Source organism: Kitasatospora sp. NPDC053057 (assembly GCF_044546945.1).
In the GTDB taxonomy this organism is placed as follows: Bacteria; Actinomycetota; Actinomycetes; order Streptomycetales; family Streptomycetaceae; genus Kitasatospora.
Genome location: NZ_JBITZP010000015.1, coordinates 39,760 through 61,950 on the forward strand (window position 1 = coordinate 39,760; position 22,191 = coordinate 61,950).

Consider the following 22,191-nt stretch of genomic DNA (forward strand, 5'->3'; position numbering starts at 1 on the left):
CAGGCGGTGCGGGGCCCGGTTCCGTTCCGGCCGGGGAATGGCCGGAATCCGGTGGTGGCACGGCCTGAAGTGTGACGTGCCGCCCCGGCGCGGCGCTGCCCGCCACCCGGCGGGGCGGGCGGTGGGCCTGATCGCTGGTCAGTCACCTCCGGTGGTGATCGAACTTTACGAATGGCATGAAAACCGTGTTCAAGACTTGGTCATGCCGTAACACAATTGACCAACCGTGGTGCATACGGCTTCGGTAATGAATCGGCCAATCAGTGGCATGCATCTGTCATTGACGGCGCGTTTGCTGCCACGATTCCTCCGGCTGCAGACGAGGGGGCCCCACCTCCCGGTGCAGCTGCTCCAGTTCAGGTGCAGCGCGTCCCGACCTGCAACGAACCCCTGCACGACTCGTGAGCACCGCAATCCGCACCCCCGTTGCACCCGGCGGGGGCCCCCACTGCGCCGCAACCCCGCGGCCCAGGTTCTCTCCACCGTGCGCGCTGGGCTGATCCCCTCGGCGCGCCGGTCGGAAAAGGAGTCCGCATGTCACGTCACGCTCACGCCCGGAAGGCGGCAGTCGTCCTGGCCGCCACCACCGCGCTGCTGGTCACCGGCATACCGGTGATCGCGCAGGCCGCCCCGGACGCGCCGACCGCCGTCGCCTCCCAGCAGGCCGGCAGGGCCGCGCTGATCGCCTCGGCGAACCAGCAGACCGCCTCCCTCGCCCAGGCCCTCGGCCTGGACGGCAAGGAGCAGCTGGTCACCAAGGACGCCGTCCAGGACGCCAACGGCGGTCGCCACCTGCGCTACGAGCGCACCTACGCCGGACTCCCCGTCCTCGGTGGCGACCTGATCGTCCATCAGGACGCCGCCGGCGCCACCAAGAGCGTGACCAAGGCCAGCGAGGCCAGCCTCGCGGGCGTGGACACCACCCCCGCGCTGGCCGCGCCCAAGGCCCAGGAGGCCGCGCTCGCCGCCGAGCAGGGCTCCGTCGACGGCGCGCCCCGGCTGGTCGTCTGGGCCGCCGAAGGCACCCCGAAGCTCGCCTGGGAGACCGTGGTCAACGGCCGCGAGTCCGACGGCACCCCGAGCAAGCTGCACGTCGTCACCGACGCCAAGACCGGTGCCGTGCTCAGCAAGGCCGACGGCATCAAGCGCGGCACCGGCACCGGCGTCTTCGTCGGCACCGTCCCGCTGACCACCACCCAGAGCGGCTCGACCTACTCGCTCAAGGACGCCACCCGCGGCGGCCAGTACACCACCGACATGGCCAACGGCACGTCCGGCAACGGTACGCTGTTCACCAAGTCCTCCGACACCTGGGGCAACGGCCAGGTCAGCAACCGCGAGTCGGCCGCCGTCGACGCCCAGTACGGCGCCGCCGTCACCTGGGACTACTACAAGAACACCTTCGGCCGCACCGGCATCAAGAACGACGGCGTCGGCGCGATGAGCCGGGTCCACTACGACACCGGCTACGTCAACGCCTTCTGGGACGACAGCTGCTTCTGCATGACCTACGGCGACGGCACGAGCGACACCCACCCGCTCACCGAACTCGACGTCTCCGGCCACGAGATGAGCCACGGCGTCACCTCGGCCACCGCCAACCTGAACTACTCGGGCGAGTCCGGCGGCCTCAACGAGGCGACCTCCGACATCATGGGCACCGGCGTCGAGTTCTACGCCAACCTGCCCGCCAACCCGCCGAACTACCTGATCGGCGAGCTGATCAACATCAACGGCGACGGCAAGCCGCTGCGCTACATGGACCAGCCCTCCAAGGACGGCAGCTCGGCCGACTCGTGGTACTCGGGCGTCGGCAACCTGGACGTCCACTACTCGTCCGGCGTGGCCAACCACTTCTTCTACCTGCTGTCCGAGGGCAGCGGCGCGAAGACCATCAACGGCTTCAGCTACAACAGCCCGACGGTCAACAACATCACCGTCAGCGGCATCGGCCGTGACAAGGCGCTGCAGGTCTGGTACAAGGCGCTCACCGCCTACATGACCTCCACGACCAACTACGCCGCCGCCCGCACCGCGACCCTGAACGCGGCCACCGACCTGTACGGCGCCAACAGCGCCGAGTACAACGCGGTCGCCACCGCCTGGGCCGCCGTCAACGTCGGCTCGCTGCCCAACCCGGGCGGGGTCAGCGTCACCAGCCCGGGCAACCAGTCCACCGCGGTGGGCGGCTCGGTCAACCTGCAGATCAAGGCCTCGGGCGGGACGGCTCCGCTGTCCTACTCGGCCAGCGGCCTGCCGGCCGGCCTGGCCATCAACGCCGGCACCGGCGTGATCACCGGCTCCCCGACCACCGCGGGCAGCTCCAACGTGACGGTCACGGTCAAGGACTCGGCCGGCAAGAGCGGCACCGCCAGCTTCACCTGGACGGTCACCGGCGGTGGCGGCGGCTCCTGCACCCCGGCCCAACTGCTGGGCAACCCGGGCTTCGAGACCGGCACGGCGGCGCCGTGGACGGCTTCGAGCGGCGTGATCGACAACAGCTCCTCGCAGCCGGCCCACGGCGGCAGCTGGAAGGCGTACCTGGACGGCTACGGCAGCAGCCACACCGACACCCTGTCCCAGACGGTCACCATCCCGTCCGGCTGCAAGGCCACGCTGAGCTTCTGGCTGCACATCGACACCGCCGAGACCGGTTCGACGGCGTACGACAAGCTGACCGTGTCGGTGAACGGCACCACGCTGAAGACCTACTCCAACGCGGACGCCGCCACCGGCTACCAGCAGCGCACCTTCGACCTCTCCGCCTACGCGGGCCAGACCGTCACCGTGAAGTTCACCGGCACCGAGGACTCCTCGCTGCAGACGAGCTTCGTGATCGACGACACCTCGGTCCAGACCGGCTGAGGCCGTACCGGCTCCTGAGGGACCGGTGAACCAGGACAGGTGAGGGCCCGGCGGCTACGGCTGCCGGGCCTTTGTCACGCTCCTCGGTGTGGGGTGTTGCAGAAACGTTCAGTCGTGACTCTTGACGGCCCCTACGGGTCGCTCTAGGTTCAGCGCTGCAAGTTTCCGGCAAGTTACAGAAACTTCCTGCAGGTTTCACCCGGCTGCCCCACCCCCAGCCACCCCCAGGAGACAACGTGGTCACCACCGCCCCCAACCGCCGGCCCGCCCGCGCGGCCGGTGCGCTCGCCGCCTCGGCGGCGCTCGCGCTCTCGCTCACCGGGAGTCTCGGAGCCCCCGCCGCCCAGGCCTCTCCGCCCGCGAACAACGGCAAGGACGTCACCGCCACCCTCTTCGAGTGGCGCTTCGACTCGGTCGCCCAGGCCTGCACCACGACCCTCGGCCCGAAGGGCTACGGCTTCGTCGAGGTCTCGCCGCCCCAGGAGCACATCCAGGGCCCGCAGTGGTGGACCTCCTACCAGCCCGTCAGCTACCAGATCGCCGGGCGGCTCGGCGACCGCACCTCCTTCAAGAACATGGTCGACACCTGCCACGCGGCCGGCGTCAAGGTGATCGCCGACGCGGTCGTCAACCACATGACGGCCGGCTCCGGCACCGGCACCGGCGGCACGGTGTACACCAAGTACAACTACCCCGGCACCTACCAGGACCAGGACTTCCACAGCTGCCGCCAGCCGATCACCAACTACCAGGACCGCACCAATGTGCAGGACTGCGAACTGGTCAACCTCGCGGACCTGGACACCGGCAGCGCCTCCGTCCAGACCACCATCGCCCACTACCTGGACGACCTCGGCTCGCTCGGCGTCGACGGCTACCGGATCGACGCCGCCAAGCACATCGCCGCCACCGAGCTCGCCGCCATCAAGGCCCGGATGGCCAACCCCAACGCCTACTGGGTGCAGGAGGTCATCTACGGCGCCGGCGAACCGATCCAGCCCTCCGAGTACACCGGCAACGGTGACGTCGACGAGTTCCGGGTCGGCACCGACCTCAAGCGCGTCTTCACCAGCGACAAGCTCGCCAGCCTCAGCAACTGGGGCGCCTCCTGGGGCTACCTGCCGAGCAACCAGGCGCGCAGCTTCATCGACAACTGGGACACCGAGCGCAACGGCTCCACCCTCAACTACACCTACGGCAACACCTACACGCTGGCCAACGTCTTCCTGCTGGCCTCCACGTACGGCTCGCCCAACATCTACTCCGGCTACAGCTTCACCAGCAACGACGACGGCCCGCCGAACGGCGGCACCGTCAACGCCTGCTACCAGGACGGCTGGAACTGCACCCACGCCTGGCGGCAGATCGCCAACATGGTCGGCTTCCGCAACGCCGTCGCGGGCACCGGGGTGACCGACTGGTGGTCCGACGGCAACAACGCGATCGCCTTCGGCCGCGGCAACCGGGGCTACGTCGCGATCAACCACGAGAGCGGCGCGATCACCCGGACCTTCCAGACCGGGCTGCCGGCCGGCACGTACTGCGACGTCCAGCACGGCGACCCGCAGCCGGGCGGCGGCTGCACCGGCCCGACGTACCAGGTCGGCGCCAACGGGCAGTTCACCGCGACGGTCGGCGCGGGCGACGCGGTCGCGCTGTACGTCCAGCCCGGCACGACCGTCTCCGGCGCCTCCTTCAACGTCAACGCGACCACCGCGTACGGGCAGAACGTCTACGTGGTCGGCGACGCCCCGGCGCTCGGCGGCTGGGACGCGGCCAAGGCGCTGCCGCTGTCCTCGGCCGGCTACCCGGTCTGGTCGCTCGCGCTCTCGCTGCCGGGCGGCACGTCCTTCCAGTACAAGTACGTCATCAAGGACGCGAGCGGGGCGGTGACCTGGGAGTCCGGCGCCAACCGGACGGCGACCGCACCGGCCTCGGGGAACGTCACGCTGAACGACACCTGGCGGCCGTAGGTCTCCACGTCTCGGGACCCCCGTCAGCCGTGGGCTGACGGGGGTCGCTCCTTTGCGCGAGAGCTCCAGTTCGGGCTCCGGAAGGTCGGCTGGTCGCCGTACGGCCGGCGAGTCAGGTACCGCCGGATCGGCGGAGGGCGTACGGGCCGACGTCCTCAACCCCGCCCGATGTACGGCATGGCCGTCGCCATCACGGTGGCGAACTGGACGTTGGCCTCCAGCGGCAGCGCGGCCATGTGCCGGACGGTGCGTGCCACGTCCGCCACGTCCATGGTCGGCTCGGGTGCGATCCGGCCGTCCGCCTGCCGCACCCCCGCGCCCATCGCGGCCGTCATGTCGGTCGCCGCGTTGCCGATGTCGATCTGTCCGCAGGCGATCCGGTACGGGCGGCCGTCCAGCGACAGCGACCTGGTCAGACCGGTGACCGCGTGCTTGGTCGCGGTGTAGGCGATCGAGTGCGGGCGCGGGACGTGCGCGGAGATCGAACCGTTGTTGATGATCCGGCCGCCCTGCGGGTCCTGGGCCTTCATCTGCCGGAAGGCGGCGCGGGCGCAGAGGAAAGCGCCGGTCAGGTTGAGGTCGACCACCGCCCGCCAGTCCTCGACCGCCAGCTCGTCCACCGGGACGGCCGGACCGAAGGTGCCGGCGTTGTTGAACAGCAGGTCCACCCGGCCGTGGCGCTCGGCGGCGGTCGCGAACAGCGCGTCCACCGCGGCCGGGTCGGTGACATCGGTCGGCACCACCTCGGCGGGCAGGGTGCCCGCGGCGAACGCGTCGGCCGTCTCCCGCAGCTGCTCGGCCCGGCGCCCGGCCAGCACCAGCCGCCAGCCGGCCGCGGCCAGTTCGACCGCGACGGCCCGGCCGACGCCGCTGCCGGCTCCGGTGACGACGGCGACCTGCTCGATCATGGCGCTCTCCTCGGTGGCTCGATACCGGTACGGTCACGCTCTGCCCGGCCGGCGCCGGGAGCGTTCTGAGGAGATCGTTCCGGATGTGCGGGCCGCCGTCACTGGTCAAAGCACCCAAAAACCGGACGGCCGGGCAGGTCGGTGGCTGTGGCCCCCGCCGTCCGGCCCCCGCCGACCGACGGGAGCGGTGAAGGGCTTTACCTGATCGCGAACAAACATTGGATTTCCGGTGGCCGCCTCGCAACCGGGCGACCCCGGCCCACGTCATAAGATCGCAGGAAGGTGCGCCTCCGCGTGGGACGGCGCGCCACCGCTCCGGGGACCGCACAGCGCCGCGCCCCCGGGCCTGTCCGGCCCCACCGGGGGGCCGCCGCCCGGTCAGACGGACCGGGCGCGACATCGGTCGGAGAGTCCTCACCGTGCTTAGGCAGTCGTCCCGTTCCCGTGCCGTCCTGACCGGCGTCGCCGTGCTCACCCTGGCCGCCTCGCTCGCGGCCTGCGGGGGCTCCGACGACGGCAAGGGCAAGAACTCCTCGGCCGACGGCACCCCGGCGGCGACCGCGGGCTCGGGAACCCCGGCCGCCGCGGGCACCACGGCCGCGGGCACGCCCGCCGCCGAGCAGCCCACCGCGGCCAACGGGAAGGTGCTGATGCCGACCGGCCCGGCCGCCAGCCTCAGCAAGGTCCGGGACACCGGCGCCGGCCCGATCATGATGACCAAGGTGACCGGCGCGAAGTCCGGCGTCACCGGCCAGGTCTGGGTCTGGCTGCCGCCCGAGTACAACGACCCCAAGTTCGCCAAGACCGGCTTCCCGGTGCTCACCCTCTACGCGGGCGGCCAGAGCAACGGCTACAACACCTGGACCGACAACCAGCTGCCGATCCAGGAGGAGGACGAGCAGCTGGCCAAGCAGGGCAAGGCCCACCCGTTCATCATGATCATGCCGGTGCAGAACTTCAACAGCGACGAGAAGAACGCGCTGGACTGCTCCGACATCCCGGGCCAGCCCAAGATGGGCACCTGGATGGCCGAGGACATCCCGGCCTGGGTCCGCGCCAACTTCCGCACCCTGCAGGGCCGCGACAGCTGGGGCATCATGGGCGCCTCCACCGGCGGCTTCTGCAGCGCCAAGCTCGCCCTGCAGTACCCGAACGTCTACAAGGCCGCGGTGCCGATCGACGGCTACTTCATCCCGGACTCCGGGCTGTGGAAGGGCCACGACGCCGAGAAGGCCGCCAACAACCCCAACCTGCTGATCACCCAGGGCAAGGCTGACGTGAAGATGTACGTCACCGCGGGCGGCGCCAACGGCTACGAGAAGGAAGTGGTCAAGAGCTGGGTGGCCAAGGCCGTCGCCCCGGTGACCATCCAGTACTACGAGCAGCCCGGTGGCAAGCACCTGACCTCGGACTTCAAGAAGATGATCCCGGACACGCTGCAGTGGCTCACCGCCAACCTGGCGGGCCCGGCCTCGGACTGACCCGGAGCGGCACCCGGTTCCGCTTCCGACGGGAGGGCACTCGGCCCGCGCGCAGGCCCGTGACCTGCGCGTCAATCGGACATTGATTCGTTTCTGATCGACTGCGAGCACCTTGGATGGGGCGGTCCTCACCGGCCGCCCCGTCCGCCTCACCACGTCGTGAAGAGAGTGCCATGCCGATCCAGCTGCTGCCCCAGCCCGCCCCCTCCGTCCCCGCGCAGGCAGGGTCCGGGGTCGACTCCCGGGGCGCGGACGCGTACGGGCCGGCCGCGGACGAGGAGCCGTTCACCGTCCGGTTCGCCGGACTGCGGCTGGTGCACGCCGCGCTGCGCCGGGACCTCGCCCGGCTGCCCAACGCCTTGCGGCTGCTCCAGCCCGACGAGGAGGACAAGGGCGAGGCGCTGCTGCGGCACTGGACCTTCATGACCGCGATGCTGACCTGCCACCACGAGCAGCAGGACACCCGGATCTGGCCGATCGTGCGGCGCTTCGCGCCCGAGCTGCGACTGCTGCTCAACTGGCTGGAGGCCGACCACCACAACCTCGACCACTCGTTCACCCGGGTCACCACGCTGGTCCGGATCGCCAGCCGGGACACCGGCAGCGCCTGGCCGGTCGCGTACGCGATGGAGGACCTGGCGGCCCGGCTGGAGACCCACCTGAGGATCGAGGAGCGGCAGTTGCTGCCCAGGATGGACGGGGTGGTCACCGACAGCTCCCGGCTCGGCGGCCTCGGCGAACTGCTCGACCTGCTGCGCTCGGCGGACGGCCCGGGCACGGCGGACGCGCTGGCCTGGCTGCTGGACGGGGTCGACCCGGTGCGGGTCGAGCGGTTGCTCGCCGAGTGCGACGACGACGTGGCCCGCAACTGGCCGCACTGGCAGGCGACCTACCAGCGCTGCACCGCGCCGCTGTGGGGGCCGGCGGGCGGCGACGCGTCCGAGGGCAGCCTGGGGAGCCTCGTCGACTGAGTGCCGGGCCTTTTCGCGGGCCGTTGATCTACGCGCGTGGCACGTGTCGCTGACATATGCCCGGCGTCGGGGGATCCGCAGGCATTGATCGGGCAGGCGCTCAACTCCCCTGGTTCCTTGGGTGATTCGCCCCATCCCTCCCCGCTTCCTTCCTCCCGAAGGCCGCAGTCCCGCAGCGCTCCCCGGCGCGCGACCGGCCTCGGCGGACCTCGGCGGACGCCTGGGCGTGCCCCACCGGCCCTACTCCGGCAGGCGGTTGAGCCACTCCAGCGGGGCGACCCGGATCGCCGTCCGCGGCGAACCGTTCCACTCCACCGGAAGACCGACCAGCTCCAGCGCGGCCACCACGGCCCGGCCGACCTCCGTCGTCCGCCGCCCCGCCGCTTCCTCCGACTCCTCGCCCGACTTCTCCCCGGTGCGGAACGTGCCGTAGCGCAGCATCAGTCCGCGCCCGGCCGCGGCCGCCTCGGTGTCCTGCTGGTGGAAGAAGACGAAGCCCCGCGAGTCCTCGTCGGCCTCGCCGCCGATCTCCGCGTAGCCGCAGCCGGCGCAGCAGGTGAAGTCCATCGCCGCGACGATGCCCTGCTCCTCCAGCAGGTCGAAGGCGTCCTCCAGCCGGTCCACGTCCGTGGTCTCCGGCCAGTCGGCCTGCTCGGCCAGCCGCTCGGTCCACAGCGGAGCGACGATCCGCTCCGCCTCCTCCTGCGTCAGCCCCTGGTCGTCGAGGACCTCGACCAGGGACTCGGCTATCTCGTCCGGCTCCTGGAAGCCGCACCGGATCAACTCGCGAGCCCGCTCCTGGGCTTCGAGCAGCACGTCGGGGGTGAGCGCCGTGTCCTGGGTCATGCCCGGATCCTCGCACCTGCCACTGACAATTCCGGTCCGCGGCCCCCACCGGTGCGCTACCGTCCGCCGGTGACCTCTCTGTTGCAACCCCCGCTGATCACCCGGCTGCTGGCCGCCGAGCGCATCCTGGTCGCCGGAGCCGGCGGCGGGTTCGACGTGTACGCCGGACTGCCGATCGCCCTCGCCCTGCGCGCCGCGGGCAAGGAGGTGCACCTGGCCAACCTCTCCTTCACCCACCTCTACGGCCTGCCCGGCGAGGTCTGGCAGGAGCCCGACGTGGCCATGATCCGGCCGGACACCGCGGCCCCCGAGGGCTACTTCCCCGAACGCACCCTGGCCCGCTGGCTGCGGCTGCACGGGATGCCCGACACCGTGTGGGCGTTCCCGACGGTCGGCGTCCGACTGCTGCGCGAGGCCTACCGCGGACTCGTCGCCCACCTGGGCGTGGACGCGATCCTGCTGGTGGACGGCGGCACCGACATCCTGATGCGCGGTGACGAGGCCGGGCTCGGCACCCCCGAGGAGGACATGGCCAGCCTGGCCGCGGTCGCGGGCCTGACGGAGGTGTCCGAACGGCTGGTCGCCTGCCTGGGCTTCGGCATCGACGCCCACCACGGCGTCAACCACGCCCTGGTGCTGGAGAACCTCGCCGCGATCGACCGGGCCGGCGGCTACCTCGGCGCCTTCTCCATCCCGCGCGGGAGCCGGGAGGGCGCGCTCTACCTGGACGCCGTCGAGCACGCCCGGGCGGCCTTCCCGCAGCACCCCAGCATCGTCAACGGCTCGGTGGCGGCGGCGCTGCGCGGCGAGTTCGGCGACGTGCGGTTCACCGAGCGGACCAAGGACGCCGAGCTCTTCGTCAATCCGCTGATGACGCTCTACTTCGGCGTCACGGTCGAGGCGCTGGCCGCCGAGAACCGCTATCTGGACCGGCTGGAGCACACCGTGCTGACCCGGCAGATCAGCACCGCCATCGAGGAGTTCCGGGACGAACTGCCCCGGCAGCGCCCGCCCCGGCAGTTCCCGCACTGACCCGTAGCGGCCTCAGTGCGGGGCGAGCCGGAACTCCAGGTTGCCGAACCGCACCTGGTCGCCCGGCCGCACCGGGATCCCGCCCGCGATCCGCCGCCCGTTCACGTGGGTGCCGTTGGTCGACCCGAGGTCGTAGAGCACCCAGCCGCCGTTCTCGTGCCGCAGCTCGGCGTGGTGCCGGGAGACCGAGGCGTCGTGCAGCCGCAGCCCCGAGCCGGGGATCCGTCCTATCGTCAACAGCCCCGCCCCGGCCTGCGGCAGGCTCAACCCGGGCAGTCGCTCCCTGCGCCAGGCCCGGTTCAGCCGGTCGCCGAAGGCGGACACCCGGCCGACCGTCCGCAGCACGAACCGCTCGACCGGCCCGCCGGTGGGCAACCCGGCCACCGCCGCGTCCAACTCGTCGCGGCTGGTGGCCTGCAGGACGATGTCCATCCGGCCGAGGAAGGTGTCGTGCGACAGCCGGCCGCTGCCCGCGCCGTCCCGCAGCACCCCGAGCGCCTGGTCCCGTTCGGCGTCGGAGGGCCGGACGGCGCCGGTGGGGAGTTCAGGCTGCGTCATGGCCCGATTGTCGGATCGACCGGCTCGGACTGTCCAGATCACGCCGCGGTCCGGCGCACGGTTCGTACATCACTGAGCGACAGACGCCCGCCCCACCCGCGCGGTTCCAGTAGGGCGGACGACCCGTCAGCCCTTCCGGGCGGCCGCCAGGATCTTCTCCGTGGTGTGCAGGAACCGGGAGGTCACCGCGCCCCGGTACTGCCCGCCGAACATCTCCTTGGTGACCCACTTGCCGTCCTGGAGGTGGACCACGACGTACGCGGCCCCGGGGCCGGCGCCGAGCACCTCGACGTCGCCCTTCACCGAGCGGTACGGGAGGGCGAGTTCGGCCGGCAGCGGCTCGGAGAGGAAGGCGATCACCAGCCGGACGTCCGGCGTCACCTCGATGCCCCGGAACGGCTCGGCGGCGAGCAGCTCGGCCACCTCGTCGACCGTCCGCAGCAGCACCGGCACCGGGTAGCCGAGCGACTGCTCCAGGTGCTCCTCGATCCGCGCGGTGAGCGCGGCGCGGTCCGGCTCGTCCGTGCTGAAGAAGACGTTCCCGCTCTGGATGTACGAGCGGACGTTCCCCAGCCCCAGCTCGGCGAAGAGCGCCCGCAGGCGCTCCATCTTCACCGTCCGGCCGCCGACGTTGATGGCCCGCAGAAACGCGATGTACGTGGTCGTGGTGGTCACCCCGCCAGTCTGGCACCGGCCACCGACAGCGCCCGCCCGTCGCCCACCGCTCCCGCTTCCCTCCCGGCGTCGTTCGCGCCCGGCGGGTGTCGGTGCCGGGTGCCAGACTGGCGCCATGGCTACCTGGCAGGATTTCGAGCAGGAGGCACCCGAACTCGCGGCCCTGGTGCGGGCCCGGTTCGAGGCCGACAAACACCACGTCCTGGCGACGCTGCGCAAGGACGGTTCACCCCGGGTGAGCGGCACGGAGGTCAACTTCGTCGGCGCCGACGCCTGGCTCGGGTCGATGTACGGTGCGGTCAAGGCGCGCGACCTCCAGCGGGACGGCCGCTTCGCGCTGCACGCCCACCCGGGGGACGAGACCATGGCCGGCGGGGACTCCAAGTTCTCCGGCCGCGCGGTGGAGGTCACCGACGAGGCCGAGCTCGCCGCCTTCGCGGCCGACCTGCCCGAGCCGCCGCCCACCCCGTTCCACCTGTTCCGGCTGGACCTGCAGCAGGTGGTGCACACCGCCCTGGAGGGGGACGCCCTGTGGGTCCTCAACTGGCACCCGGGCCGGCCGGTGGAGAAGATCCAGCTCCACTGACCGGCCGGACGGGCCTTACGGCAGAACGGACTTGAGCGCCTCGGGAGTCCGGGCCACGACGGCGTGCCCGTCGTCCGCGGTGATGATCGGGCGCTGGATCAGCACGGGGTGCTCGGCCATCGCCGCGATCCAGCGCGCCCGCTCGCCCTCCTCCCGGGGCCACTCCTTCATCCCCAGGTCCTTCGCGACCTGCTCGTCGGTGCGGGTGATGTCCCACGGCTCCAGGCCGAGCCGCGCCAGCACCTGCTCCAGCTCGGCCACGGTCGGCGTGTCCTCCAGGTAGCGCCGCACGGTGTACTCCACCCCGGCGGCGTTCAGCTCGGTGAGCGCCGTCCGGCACTTGCCGCAGCGCGGGTTGATCCAGATCTCCATGCCCGCCAGCCTATCCGGGACTCCGGCCGACCCACCGGCAGCGGGAACTCCGCCGGGCCCACCGGTGGTTCACGAACCAGGAACGTCGGAGGGGAGCATCACATGGACGGCGCTGCGATCATCGAGCAACTGATGACCACGGAGGTCAGGAACGACCCGTACCCGCTCTACGCCAGGGCGCACGAGCTCGGCCCGGTGGCCCCGGCCGGGGACGGGATGTTCGTGGTGAGCGGCTACGCGGCGGTCAACAAGGTGCTGCGCACGTCCGCCTTCGGCGTGGCGACCGCCGACATGATGGCCGGCCTCGCCCCCGAGTTCGCCGAGCACTCATCGCTAGCCCTGTTCGGCCGCTCGATCCTCCAGCGCAACGCCCCCGACCAGCCCCGGGTCCGTTCGCTGATCGCCTCGGTGTTCACCGCCCGCCGGGTCGCCGCGCTGCGCCCGGCCGTGGAGGCGGCGGTCGCCCGGCTGCTGGACGAGATGGCCGAGCAGGGCGCCGACGGCTCCCCGGTGGACTTCATGGACGCCTTCGCCTTCCGGCTGCCGGTCGGGGTGATCTGCGAGCTGCTCGGCGTCCCCGAGCGGGACCGCTACCGCTTCCGCGGCCTGGCCTCCGACCTGACCGTCGCCCTGGAGATCGTCCAGGACCTCGACGACCTGGACGAGGCCGACCGGGCCGCCGACGAGCTGTCCGGGTACTTCACCGAGCTGGTCGCCGAGCGGCTGGCCCGTCCGCAGGACGACCTGGTCAGCGACCTCGCCCGGATCGCCGCCGACGGCGGCGGGCGGCTCTCCGGCCAGGAGCTGCTGGCCAACCTGGTGCTGCTGCTGGTGGCCGGCTTCGAGACCACCACCAACCTGCTCGGCAACGGCCTCGCCCTGTTGTTCCGCCACCCCGAGGCGGCCGCCGGGCTGCGCAGCGGCGCCGTCACCCCGGCGGGCTTCACCGACGAGGTGCTGCGCTTTGACTCCCCGGTGCAGGCCACCGGCCGGGTCGCCCTGGCGGAGGGGCTGTCGATCGAGGGCCTGCCCGTCCCCGCCGACAGCGGGCTGACCCTGCTGATCGGCGCGGCCAACCGTGACCCGGCCCGGTACGACCGGCCCGGGGTGTTCGACCCGACCCGCACCGACAGCCAGCCGCTCAGCTTCGGCGGGGGCACCCACTTCTGCCTGGGCTCCCAGCTGGCCCGGATGGAGGGCGAGGTCGCGGTGCCCGCCCTGCTGGATCGTTTCCCCCGGCTCGCCCAGGGCGGCGTCCCGACCCGGCGCGACCGCCTGGTGCTGCGCGGCTACGAGACGCTCCCGGTGACCGTGCGGTGACCACCGGCTGACCTGCACCGTCTTCCTCTGCCCTCCGCCGCCCCCGGCCCGGAACCCGGGACGTTCGGCCGTTCGTGGCTGGGCCGTTCGTGGGGGAGCATGGAGGGACGAATCCGGTCATTCCTCGTGAATCACCCAGGCCGGTCAGCCAGGAGGTCCCCGCCGTGTCAGCACCCCGCCCGCCGCAGCTCGCGGTCGCGAAGCCCCGGGTGCCGCGCTGGGTGCTCTGGCTGCCGATCATCCTGCTGCTCCTGGACCTGACCGCCGAGGCCGTCGTCCCGCACGCGGTCGCCGCCGGCTTCCTGCTGACCGCACTGCCCGTGGTGGCCGCGTTCAGCTACGGCCCGGTGCTGACCGCGGCCACCACCGGCGGCGCCCTGGCCCTCCAACTGCTGCTGGCCCTGCGCGCGGGCCACATCAACGAGCAGCACCACGTCTGGGTGTACATCGCGACCGTGCTCTCCGGGGCGATGGGCACCGCCCTGTCCTGGCAGCGCACCCGGCAGAACCGCAACCTGCTGCAGGCCCGTACGGTCGCCGAGACCCTCCAGCGCACCGTGCTGCGGCCGGTGCCCGAGCGGGCCGGCGGCCTGCGGGTGGCCGGGCTCTACCGCCCGGCCCAGGCCGAGGTGCTGGTCGGCGGGGACCTGTACGAGGTGTGCGACACCCGCTTCGGCGTCCGGGTGCTGCTCGGCGACGTCCGTGGCAAGGGCCTCGGCGCGGTCCGTACCGTCGCCGACGTGCTCGGCGCCTTCCGGGCGGCCGCCTACGACACCCCGGGCCTGGTCGAACTCGCCGACCAGCTGGACCGCGCGGTGCTGCGCGACGCCGCCGACCGCGGCGACGACGACCTCGCCGTCCTCGCTCTCACCCCCGAATAGCCCCCGGCCCCGAATGGGCCGCGCCCCTCACCCGGCCCGGCCCGCCGGCCGGTTCCCGGGTGGCGACACGGGTGTGCCCCGGCCGGAGAGCGATCCGGCCGGGGCACACCTCGACGAACTGCGGCCTCTACAGGTCGTAGTACAGCTCGAACTCGTGCGGGTGGGGGCGGAGGGCGATCGGGGCGATCTCGTTGGTGCGCTTGAAGTCGATCCAGGTCTCGATCAGGTCCGGGGTGAAGACGTTGCCGGCGAGGAGGTACTCGTGGTCGGCCTCCAGGGCCTCCAGGACGGCGGGGAGGGAGGAGGGCACCTGCGGGACGTTGGCGTGCTCCTCGGGGGCGAGCTCGTAGAGGTCCTTGTCGACGGGCTCGAGCGGCTCGATCTTGTTGCGGATGCCGTCGAGGCCGGCCATCAGCATGGCGGAGAAGGCCAGGTACGGGTTGGAGGACGGGTCCGGGGCGCGGAACTCGATGCGCTTGGCCTTGGCGTTGGAGCCGGTGATCGGGATGCGGATGGCGGCCGAGCGGTTGCGCTGGGAGTAGACCAGGTTGACGGGCGCCTCGAAGCCGGGGACGAGCCGGTGGTAGGAGTTCACCGACGGGTTGGTGAAGGCCAGCAGCGAGGGGGCGTGCCGGAGCAGGCCGCCGATGTAGTAGCGGGCGGTGTCGGAGAGGCCGGCGTAGCCCTGCTCGTCGTAGAAGAGCGGAGAGCCCTCGCTCCACAGCGACTGGTGGACGTGCATGCCGGAGCCGTTGTCGCCGAAGATCGGCTTGGGCATGAAGGTGGCCGTCTTGCCGTTCCGCCAGGCGACGTTCTTGATGATGTACTTGAACAGCATCAGGTCGTCGGCGGCGTGCAGCAGGGTGTTGAACTTGTAGTTGATCTCGGCCTGGCCGGCCGTGCCGACCTCGTGGTGCTGGCGCTCGACCTGCAGGCCGGACTTGGCCAGCTCCAGGGACATCTCGGCGCGCAGGTCGGCGAAGTGGTCGACCGGCGGGGTGGGGAAGTAACCGCCCTTGTACTTGACCTTGTAGCCGCGCACGTCGCCCTCGGCGGCGCCGGTGTTCCAGGCGCCGGCCTCCGAGTCGATGTGGTAGAAGGACGCGTTGGCGCTGGTCTCGAACCGCACCGAGTCGAAGACGTAGAACTCGGCCTCGGGCCCGAAGAAGGCGGTGTCGGCGATGCCGGAGGAGGCGAGGTAGGCCTCGGCCTTCTTGGCGACGTTGCGGGGGTCGCGGCTGTAGGCCTCGCCGGTGACCGGGTCCTGGATGAAGAAGTTGATGTTGAGGTGCTTCTCGGCCCGGAAGGGGTCGAGGCGGGCGGTGGCAAGGTCCGCGACCAGGGCCATGTCGGACTCGTGGATGGCCTGGAAGCCGCGGATCGACGAACCGTCGAACATCAGGGTCTCGGACGGATCGAAGGTCGCCGCAGGTACGGAGAAGTGCTGCATGACGCCTGGCAGATCACAGAAGCGGACGTCGACGAACTTCACGTCGTTGTCCTGGATGAACTGCTTCACTTCGGCGGCGTTGTTGAACATCCATCCTCCTCGGCGTGCGAATTGGGCTCACCCTAGGAATGGGTCGTTTCCAGTCGGTGACCCGCTCGTTTCCTAGATGTTAACCACGACCGCCGAACGGGCGGCAAAGTCGTACGGGACAGGGCAAAACGCCCCGCCGACCTGGGGGTCGTCGGAAAAGTGGTCTGGACCACTCAAGTAAGCCCGGTGAGCGGGATTCACCCGGTCGTGGACGGACGCCGGACCGGACCCGGACGGCCCCGGGCCGCGCCCCGCCGGGAGGGGAGCCGGTGCCGGGGTGCGGCGTGAGCCCGGTTAGTGTGGATTCGTGGACACCAGAGAAGCGTTGGGATCGTGGATCGACGGCCCCAAGGCCGCCGCCGAGAAGATGGGCGCCGACTTCGGCTACCGAGGCGAACGCCTCGGGCTGCCCAAGGAGGGCCCCGGCTCGATCGCCGGCCCCGGCCGACGGATCGGCGCCGTGTTCGTGGACGGCTGGCTGGTCTCGCTGGTCTCCTTCGGCCTGCTCGCCAAGGGCGACCCGGCCGAGGCCAACCTGTGGACCCTCCCGCTCTTCTTCCTGGTCGCGGTCGTCCTGCTCTCCACCACCGGCACGACCCTCGGCAAGCGGCTGTTCGGCCTCCGGGTGGTCCGCCTGGACGGCCGCCGCGCGACCATCCCGCAGGTACTGCTGCGCACCCTGCTGCTCTGCCTGGTGGTGCCGCCGCTGGTCTGGGACCGCGACACCCGCGGCCTGCACGACAAGGCGGTCGGCACCGTCGAGGTCCGGATCTAGGGACGGGCCCCAGCGCCTGCCGCACGACGTGGAACGGCCCCGCTTCGGAAGCTTCCGAAGCGGGGCCGTTGTCGTCACGGGAGGGGGAGGGTCAGCGGGCCTGGCCGCCCTTGGGCATCCGGGCGCCCTTGGGCATCGGGCCCTTGGGGATCGGCGCCTTGGAGAGCAGGTCGCCCAGCGCGCGCAGGCGGTCGTTGGTCTCGGTGACCTGGGTGGCGGTGATGGCGCGCGGCAGGCGCATCAGGTGGATCTGCAGCTTCTTCAGCGGGATCTCGCCCTCGCCGTTGCCCACCACGATGTCGTGCACCGGCACGTCGCCGACCACACGGGCCATCTTCTTCTTCTCGGAGGCCAGCAGCTGGCGCACCCGGTTCGGGTTGCCCTCGCCGATCAGCGCGATGCCGGCCCGACCCACCGCGCGGTAGACCGCGTCCTGGTTACGGGTGACCGCGACCGGGGTGGAGCTGGAGCTCCAGCCGCGCCGGATGTTGTTCAGCACCGCGGCCACGGCACCCGGCTGCCCCTCCATCTGCCCGAACGCGGCGCGCTCGGCCCGGCGCCCGAAGACGATCGCCATGGCCAGGACGGCCACGATGAAGCCCAGGATGCCCAGGTAGATGGGGTGGTCGATCGCGAAGCCGATGGCGAGGAACACGCCGAAGGTCAGCAGGCCGACGCCGGCGATGATCAGGCCGATCTTGGTGTCGACCTTCTTGGTCATGGTGTACGCCAGGCGGATCTGCTTCAGTCGCCCGGGGTTCTCGGATGTTTCCCTCGCCATAACGCTCATGGTACGTGGCACGGGTACGGGATATCCAAGCCCGGGTACCCGTTCGCCCGAACCGTGACCCGCGCGGCCGTTCGCCGTCGCACACAGCGACGTCAGGGCCTCACTGTCGTACGGACCGTGCTCCCGCGGCTCCCGCCGCCTTCGACGCCCCCAGTGCGTCGTGCCGCCGGTCGGCCGCGTACTCGCGGTTCTCGCACACCGCCGCCCAGGCGTTGCGGCGCGCGTGCCGCTGGCCGGGCGCCAGCAGGACGCTCTCGGCGAACCGCAGCGCCGCCCCCACGGAGCGGATCCGCACCTGCATCTGCATCTGCATCCCGAACAGCTCCTCTTGCGACCGTCGTGGCTGAGCCGTGGCTGGGCCGTGGCTGAGAAGAATCGAACGCCTACCAAGCGTCCATCGTCCCCACCCCGTGTTACCAGCCCGTGACCAAGCAGTCAAAGCGTGGTGAAACCTGGAAGGGCGGAGCCGCAGCTCCGCCCTTCCAATGGCCGACATGGCGCAAAACCGACCCAGGGGGTCAGACCGCGGCCTGCTCGCGCCGCTCCAGCGCCTGCCGGTACAGCCGGCCGGCCCGGTACGACGAACGCACCAGCGGCCCCGACATGACACCCGCGAAGCCCAGCTCCTCGGCCTCCTCCTGGAGCTCGACGAACTCCTGCGGCTTCACCCAGCGCTCGACCGGGTGGTGGCGCAGCGAGGGCCGCAGGTACTGGGTGATGGTGATCAGCTCACAACCGGCCCCGACCAGGTCGGCCAGCGCCTGGCTGACCTCCTCGCGGGTCTCGCCCATGCCCAGGATCAGGTTGGACTTGGTGACCAGTCCGGCCGCGCGGGCCTGGGTGATGACGTCCAGCGAGCGCTCGTAGCGGAAGGCCGGGCGGATCCGCTTGAAGATGCGCGGGACCGTCTCGACGTTGTGCGCGAGCACCTCGGGGCGGGAGGAGAAGACCTCGGCCAGCTGCTCGGGCACCGCATTGAAGTCGGGGATGAGCAGCTCGACGCCGGTGCGGCCGGCGGCGCGCTCGGCGGTCATCGCGTGCACCTGGCGCACGGTCTCGGCGTACAACCAGGCGCCGCCGTCCTCCAGGTCGTCGCGGGCGACGCCGGTGATGGTGGCGTAGTTGAGGTCCATGGTGACGATGGACTCGGCGACCCGGCGCGGCTCGTCGCGGTCGAACTCGGCGGGCTTGCCGGTGTCGATCTGGCAGAAGTCGCAGCGGCGGGTGCACTGGTCACCGCCGATGAGGAAGGTCGCCTCGCGGTCCTCCCAGCACTCGAAGATGTTGGGACAGCCGGCCTCCTGGCAGACCGTGTGCAGTCCCTCCTTCTTCACCAGCGACTGGAGGGCGTTGTACTCCGGGCCCATCTTCGCGCGGGTCTTGATCCACTCGGGCTTCCGCTCGATGGGGGTCTCGCTGTTGCGGACCTCCAGGCGGAGCAGCTTCCTGCCGTCGGGCGCGACAGCGGACACGTGCGACTCCTAGAACTAGACGGGGTACCCCCAGGGTACGCCTGTGGTTGTACGGCCTTCGCCGGGCCCGTTGCCCTGCAATCGCAGGGCAACGCGGCTACCGGCCAGTAGATTCCCAGTGATTCCCGCGACCGGCGGAAGAGTTGCGCGGGATTCAGCGGCTGAGCGCCGGCTCCGGCAGCTCGGCGAACACGTCCTTCAGGTGCCGCTCGACCGACGGCAGCGCCTCGCTCACCGCGAAGTCGCGCCCCAGCTCACCGGCCAGCGAGGCGACGCCCGCGTCCCGGATGCCGCACGGCACGATCTTGTCGAAGTACGTCATGTCCGGGTCGCAGTTGAGCGCGAAGCCGTGCATGGTCACCCCGCGGGCGACCCGTACGCCGATCGCCGCGAGCTTGCGGTCGCCGCCGCGCTGCCCGGCGTTGGACGGCGCGTACTCGGGCCCGGCCAGGCGCGGGTCGATGCCCAGCGGCAGGCCCATCCGCAGGGTGAGCTTGCCGATGTCCACCACCTCGGACGGGTCCACCACGGCGTCCGGGATGTTCTCGCCGAGCACCCAGACCCCGCTGCGGCCCTCGACCCGGGTGGTCCCGATGCCGAAGTCGGCGGCGGCGCGGATCAGCGCCTCCTCCAGCCGGCGGACGTAGGCGATCACGTCGATCGGGTCGGGCAGCTTGATGATCGGGTAGCCGACCAGCTGGCCGGGGCCGTGCCAGGTGATCTCGCCGCCCCGGTTGACCTCGACCACCGGGGTGCCGTCCAGCGGCAGGTCGGCGGGGTTGGTGCGCCGGCCCATGGTGTAGACGGGCGGGTGCTCCAGCAGCAGCACGGTGTCGGGGATCTCGTCCGCGACCCGCAGCGCGTGCAGGCGCTGCTGCTCCTCCCACGCCTCCTCGTACGGGACGACGTGCTCGCCTATCCCCATCCGAACGAAACGCACGTTCTCGCTCATGCGCCCACCTCGCTTCGCTCGGCGGTCGCTTCGCGAGACGCGCCCCGGCCGATTGTTCGCTCGCTCCGCTCGCTCACCGATGCCGCTCCTTGCCAGGCGTTCGAGACCAACCTGGCCACTGTACGCCCACGGCCGCGGCACCCGTTCGGCCGTACCGTTCAGCCGTCCCCCGCACCCGTTCGGCCGTATCGTTCAGCCGTCCCCGCACCCGCTCAGCCGTCCCCGCCCCCGGCGAGCAGCTGCAGGCGCAGCGCCAACTGCAGCTCCAGCGACCGCTCTGGCTGGTTCCAGTCCCGCCCGAGCAGTGCCTCGACCCGGTCCAGCCGCTGCACCACCGTGTTCACGTGGACGTGCAGCTCGTCCTTGGCCCGGGTGAGGCTGCCGCCGCAGTCGAAGTAGGCGCGCAGGGTGCGCACCAGCTCGGTGCCGCGGCAGGCGTCGTAGGCCAGCAGCGGGCCGAGCGCGGCGCCGACGAAGCCGTCCACGTCGTGGCCGTCACCGAGCAGCACCCCGAGGAAGCCGAGCGCGCGGGCCGAGGCCCCTTCCCCGGCGCGGCCGAGCACCCGCAGGGCGCGCACGCAGCGCAGGCCCTCGCCGTACGAGGCGGCCAGCGCGGTCGGGCCGGCGGCGGGGCGGCCGGCGCCGACGGTGACCGGGAAGCCCGCCAGCCGGGCCAGTCGCTCGGCGGCCCGCCGGGCGGTCGACTCGGCGCTCTGCTCCGGGTCGTCGGCATCGCCCGGCGCCACGGGCACCAGCAGCACCACGGCCTCGCCGTGCTCGGCGCTGACGCCGCGGGAGCCGAACAGGTACCGCCGGGCCGCGCCCGCCAGCCGTCCGCGGTCGTCGCCGTCGTGGTCGGCGGGCTCCGCGACCAGCACCAGGTGGGGCCGGGCGAGGTCGACGCCGAGCCGGCGGCCGCGCGCGGTGAGCCCGGCCGGGTCGCGCTCGGGGGCGGTGAGCAGGTCGGTGAGCAGCTCGCCGCGGACCCGGTTCTCGGTCTCCGCGACCGAGCGGCGCAGCAGCAGGAGCAGCGCGGTCACCACGCCGGCCCGCTCGAACAGCCGCCGGTCCGCGTCGTCGAGGCCGGGCCGGCCGCGCAGCACCAGGGTGCCGAGCGTGTCGTGCCCGGCCAGCACCGCGCACACCCACAACTCGCCGTGCCGTACGGAGCGGCCCTCGGCCCGGGAGGCGGCCACCGCCCCGGCCAGTTCGGCGGCGGGCGCGGGGCGCCCGGCCAGCGGCTCGCCCTCGGCGTCCAGGACGGCTATCTCCCCGTCCAGCAGGTGGGCGACGGCCGCGGCCACGTCCGGCACCTCGGCGCCGCGCAGCACCAGGTCGGTGAGCCGGTCGTGCGCCTGCTCGGCGCGCTGGACGGCGGCGGAGTGGGCCCGCACCAGCTCGTTGGCGGCGTTCAGCTCGGCGAGCGCGGCCCGGGTGTCGGCCAGCGACTTGGCGGTGTCCAGGGCGATCGCGGCGTGCGCGGCCAGGGTGCAGAGCAGCGCGACCTCGTCGGGGGAGAAGGCGCGCGGGGAGCGGTCGGCGGCGAACAGGACGCCGATGACCTGCCCGCCGAGCAGCAGCGGCACCCCGATGATCGCCACCAGGCCCTCGTCCAGCACCCCCGCGTCGATCGTGCCGGTGTGGTGGAAGCGCTCGTCGGTGCGGTAGTCGGGGGTCGCGTACGGGCGGGCGGTCTGGGCGACCAGTCCGCCCAGGCCGTCGCCGAGGCTGAGCCGCAGGGTCTGGAACAGGATGGAGACCGAGCCGTCGGTGACCCGCATGTAGGTGTCGCCGGCGGCCTCGTCCGGCAGGGTCAGGTACGCGGTGTCGGTCCCGAGCAGCATCCGGGCCCGGCGGACGATCGCCTGCAGCACGGTGTCCAGGTCCCGGGAGGCGGCGAGGTCCCCGGCGGTGTCGAACAGCGCCGTCAACTCGGCCTCGCGGCGCCGGTGTTGGCGCAGGGTGCGGTGTACGCGCAGGGCCTGCCAGGTGGCGTCGTCGATCTCGGCGAGGACGCCGGCCGACGCCCCACGGCGGCGGGCGTCGGCCAGCACCTCGGCGAAGTCCTCGGTGGCGGCGCCGGAGGCGAGCAGGTCGAGCAGCCGTCGCAGTGCGGGCGCGGCGCTCTCGTCGGGGTGGTTCATGGCGCGTGGTTCATGGTGCGGGCCGCCTATCGGCGTCGGGTCCGTCGGTG

20 protein-coding genes are annotated in these 22,191 nt (G+C 71.9%); 9 read left to right on the top strand and 11 right to left on the bottom strand.

Going from position 1 to position 22,191, the window contains the following annotated elements:
- Positions 1–534: 534 nt before the first annotated feature.
- A complete protein-coding gene (locus ACIG5E_RS17720) occupies positions 535–2,865 on the top strand; it encodes a M4 family metallopeptidase (RefSeq protein ID WP_396534346.1) in 2,331 nt (776 codons plus the stop codon).
- 236 nt (positions 2,866–3,101) lie between these two features.
- Positions 3,102–4,838, top strand: coding sequence for a carbohydrate-binding module family 20 domain-containing protein (locus ACIG5E_RS17725; RefSeq protein WP_396534347.1), 1,737 nt, complete (start codon positions 3,102–3,104; stop codon positions 4,836–4,838).
- A 155-nt stretch (positions 4,839–4,993) separates the two neighbouring features.
- On the opposite strand, the gene ACIG5E_RS17730 is transcribed toward ACIG5E_RS17725, so the two are convergent.
- Complete coding sequence (locus ACIG5E_RS17730) at positions 4,994–5,746, bottom strand: SDR family oxidoreductase (RefSeq protein WP_396534348.1); 753 nt, start codon at positions 5,744–5,746, stop codon at positions 4,994–4,996.
- A gap of 419 nt (positions 5,747–6,165) precedes the next feature.
- Here ACIG5E_RS17730 and ACIG5E_RS17735 point away from each other — a divergent pair, with 419 nt between their 5' ends.
- Both ACIG5E_RS17735 and ACIG5E_RS17740 read left to right on the top strand, forming a co-directional pair.
- A complete protein-coding gene (locus tag ACIG5E_RS17735) occupies positions 6,166–7,227 on the top strand; it encodes an alpha/beta hydrolase (RefSeq protein WP_396534349.1) in 1,062 nt (353 codons plus the stop codon).
- A 173-nt stretch (positions 7,228–7,400) separates the two neighbouring features.
- A complete protein-coding gene (locus ACIG5E_RS17740) occupies positions 7,401–8,198 on the top strand; it encodes a hemerythrin domain-containing protein (protein WP_396534350.1) in 798 nt (265 codons plus the stop codon).
- 240 nt (positions 8,199–8,438) lie between these two features.
- On the opposite strand, the gene ACIG5E_RS17745 is transcribed toward ACIG5E_RS17740, so the two are convergent.
- The gene (locus ACIG5E_RS17745; RefSeq protein ID WP_396534351.1) at positions 8,439–9,044 is read right to left on the bottom strand and encodes a DUF6891 domain-containing protein; all 606 of its coding nucleotides are present in this window, start codon (positions 9,042–9,044) and stop codon (positions 8,439–8,441) included.
- Between the two features lie 69 nt (positions 9,045–9,113).
- Here ACIG5E_RS17745 and ACIG5E_RS17750 point away from each other — a divergent pair, with 69 nt between their 5' ends.
- Positions 9,114–10,076, top strand: coding sequence for a DUF1152 domain-containing protein (locus tag ACIG5E_RS17750; protein ID WP_396534352.1), 963 nt, complete (start codon positions 9,114–9,116; stop codon positions 10,074–10,076).
- Between the two features lie 12 nt (positions 10,077–10,088).
- Here the strand turns inward: ACIG5E_RS17750 and ACIG5E_RS17755 are convergent, their stop codons facing one another.
- Together ACIG5E_RS17755 and ACIG5E_RS17760 are read right to left on the bottom strand one after the other, a co-directional pair.
- Complete coding sequence (locus tag ACIG5E_RS17755; protein WP_396534353.1) at positions 10,089–10,634, bottom strand: FHA domain-containing protein; 546 nt, start codon at positions 10,632–10,634, stop codon at positions 10,089–10,091.
- Between the two features lie 126 nt (positions 10,635–10,760).
- Entirely contained in the window at positions 10,761–11,309 is a 549-nt protein-coding gene (locus ACIG5E_RS17760) for a DUF1697 domain-containing protein (protein WP_396534354.1), read from the bottom strand.
- A 115-nt stretch (positions 11,310–11,424) separates the two neighbouring features.
- Here ACIG5E_RS17760 and ACIG5E_RS17765 point away from each other — a divergent pair, with 115 nt between their 5' ends.
- Positions 11,425–11,895, top strand: coding sequence for a pyridoxamine 5'-phosphate oxidase family protein (locus ACIG5E_RS17765; protein ID WP_396534355.1), 471 nt, complete (start codon positions 11,425–11,427; stop codon positions 11,893–11,895).
- A 15-nt stretch (positions 11,896–11,910) separates the two neighbouring features.
- Here the strand turns inward: ACIG5E_RS17765 and ACIG5E_RS17770 are convergent, their stop codons facing one another.
- Positions 11,911–12,267 carry an arsenate reductase family protein gene (locus ACIG5E_RS17770; protein ID WP_396534356.1) on the bottom strand — a complete coding sequence of 119 codons (357 nt, stop codon included), beginning with the start codon at positions 12,265–12,267 and terminating at the stop codon, positions 11,911–11,913.
- Positions 12,268–12,369: 102 nt separating this feature from the next.
- Here ACIG5E_RS17770 and ACIG5E_RS17775 point away from each other — a divergent pair, with 102 nt between their 5' ends.
- Complete coding sequence (locus tag ACIG5E_RS17775; protein WP_396534357.1) at positions 12,370–13,587, top strand: cytochrome P450; 1,218 nt, start codon at positions 12,370–12,372, stop codon at positions 13,585–13,587.
- Positions 13,588–13,751: 164 nt separating this feature from the next.
- Positions 13,752–14,468 carry a PP2C family protein-serine/threonine phosphatase gene (locus tag ACIG5E_RS17780; protein WP_396534358.1) on the top strand — a complete coding sequence of 239 codons (717 nt, stop codon included), beginning with the start codon at positions 13,752–13,754 and terminating at the stop codon, positions 14,466–14,468.
- A 127-nt stretch (positions 14,469–14,595) separates the two neighbouring features.
- Here ACIG5E_RS17780 and glnA read toward each other — a convergent pair whose 3' ends face one another.
- Positions 14,596–16,008 (bottom strand): type I glutamate--ammonia ligase, encoded by a 1,413-nt coding sequence (gene glnA, locus ACIG5E_RS17785; protein ID WP_396534359.1) that lies wholly within the window; start codon positions 16,006–16,008, stop codon positions 14,596–14,598.
- A gap of 307 nt (positions 16,009–16,315) precedes the next feature.
- Here glnA and ACIG5E_RS17790 point away from each other — a divergent pair, with 307 nt between their 5' ends.
- Positions 16,316–16,783 (top strand): RDD family protein, encoded by a 468-nt coding sequence (locus ACIG5E_RS17790; protein WP_396534360.1) that lies wholly within the window; start codon positions 16,316–16,318, stop codon positions 16,781–16,783.
- Positions 16,784–16,874: 91 nt separating this feature from the next.
- On the opposite strand, the gene ACIG5E_RS17795 is transcribed toward ACIG5E_RS17790, so the two are convergent.
- The 5 genes from ACIG5E_RS17795 to ACIG5E_RS17815 all read right to left on the bottom strand — a co-directional run bounded on the left by ACIG5E_RS17795 (position 16,875) and on the right by ACIG5E_RS17815 (position 22,141).
- Positions 16,875–17,573, bottom strand: coding sequence for a DUF4191 domain-containing protein (locus tag ACIG5E_RS17795; protein ID WP_396534361.1), 699 nt, complete (start codon positions 17,571–17,573; stop codon positions 16,875–16,877).
- A gap of 100 nt (positions 17,574–17,673) precedes the next feature.
- Entirely contained in the window at positions 17,674–17,886 is a 213-nt protein-coding gene (locus ACIG5E_RS17800; RefSeq protein ID WP_396534362.1) for a hypothetical protein, read from the bottom strand.
- A gap of 205 nt (positions 17,887–18,091) precedes the next feature.
- Positions 18,092–19,045 (bottom strand): lipoyl synthase, encoded by a 954-nt coding sequence (gene lipA, locus ACIG5E_RS17805; RefSeq protein WP_363436186.1) that lies wholly within the window; start codon positions 19,043–19,045, stop codon positions 18,092–18,094.
- Positions 19,046–19,199: 154 nt separating this feature from the next.
- Positions 19,200–19,997, bottom strand: a complete 798-nt coding sequence (lipB, locus tag ACIG5E_RS17810; RefSeq protein WP_396534363.1) for a lipoyl(octanoyl) transferase LipB — start codon at positions 19,995–19,997, stop codon at positions 19,200–19,202.
- 212 nt (positions 19,998–20,209) lie between these two features.
- Positions 20,210–22,141 (bottom strand): helix-turn-helix domain-containing protein, encoded by a 1,932-nt coding sequence (locus tag ACIG5E_RS17815; RefSeq protein WP_396534364.1) that lies wholly within the window; start codon positions 22,139–22,141, stop codon positions 20,210–20,212.
- Positions 22,142–22,191: the final 50 nt, after the last annotated feature.

Bases quoted from the DNA above. Each gene is read 5' to 3' on its own strand.
- ACIG5E_RS17730 (WP_396534348.1), bottom strand. From the start codon at position 5,746: ATGATCGAGCAGGTCGCCGTCGTCACCGGAGCCGGCAGCGGCGTCGGC.
- lipB (WP_396534363.1), bottom strand. From the start codon at position 19,997: ATGAGCGAGAACGTGCGTTTCGTTCGGATGGGGATAGGCGAGCACGTC.
- ACIG5E_RS17745 (WP_396534351.1), bottom strand. From the start codon at position 9,044: ATGACCCAGGACACGGCGCTCACCCCCGACGTGCTGCTCGAAGCCCAG.
- ACIG5E_RS17720 (WP_396534346.1), top strand. From the start codon at position 535: ATGTCACGTCACGCTCACGCCCGGAAGGCGGCAGTCGTCCTGGCCGCC.
- ACIG5E_RS17770 (WP_396534356.1), bottom strand. From the start codon at position 12,267: ATGGAGATCTGGATCAACCCGCGCTGCGGCAAGTGCCGGACGGCGCTC.
- ACIG5E_RS17800 (WP_396534362.1), bottom strand. From the start codon at position 17,886: ATGCAGATGCAGATGCAGGTGCGGATCCGCTCCGTGGGGGCGGCGCTG.
- ACIG5E_RS17775 (WP_396534357.1), top strand. From the start codon at position 12,370: ATGGACGGCGCTGCGATCATCGAGCAACTGATGACCACGGAGGTCAGG.
- ACIG5E_RS17815 (WP_396534364.1), bottom strand. From the start codon at position 22,141: ATGAACCACCCCGACGAGAGCGCCGCGCCCGCACTGCGACGGCTGCTC.
- ACIG5E_RS17795 (WP_396534361.1), bottom strand. From the start codon at position 17,573: ATGAGCGTTATGGCGAGGGAAACATCCGAGAACCCCGGGCGACTGAAG.
- ACIG5E_RS17765 (WP_396534355.1), top strand. From the start codon at position 11,425: ATGGCTACCTGGCAGGATTTCGAGCAGGAGGCACCCGAACTCGCGGCC.
- glnA (WP_396534359.1), bottom strand. From the start codon at position 16,008: ATGTTCAACAACGCCGCCGAAGTGAAGCAGTTCATCCAGGACAACGAC.
- ACIG5E_RS17740 (WP_396534350.1), top strand. From the start codon at position 7,401: ATGCCGATCCAGCTGCTGCCCCAGCCCGCCCCCTCCGTCCCCGCGCAG.
- ACIG5E_RS17755 (WP_396534353.1), bottom strand. From the start codon at position 10,634: ATGACGCAGCCTGAACTCCCCACCGGCGCCGTCCGGCCCTCCGACGCC.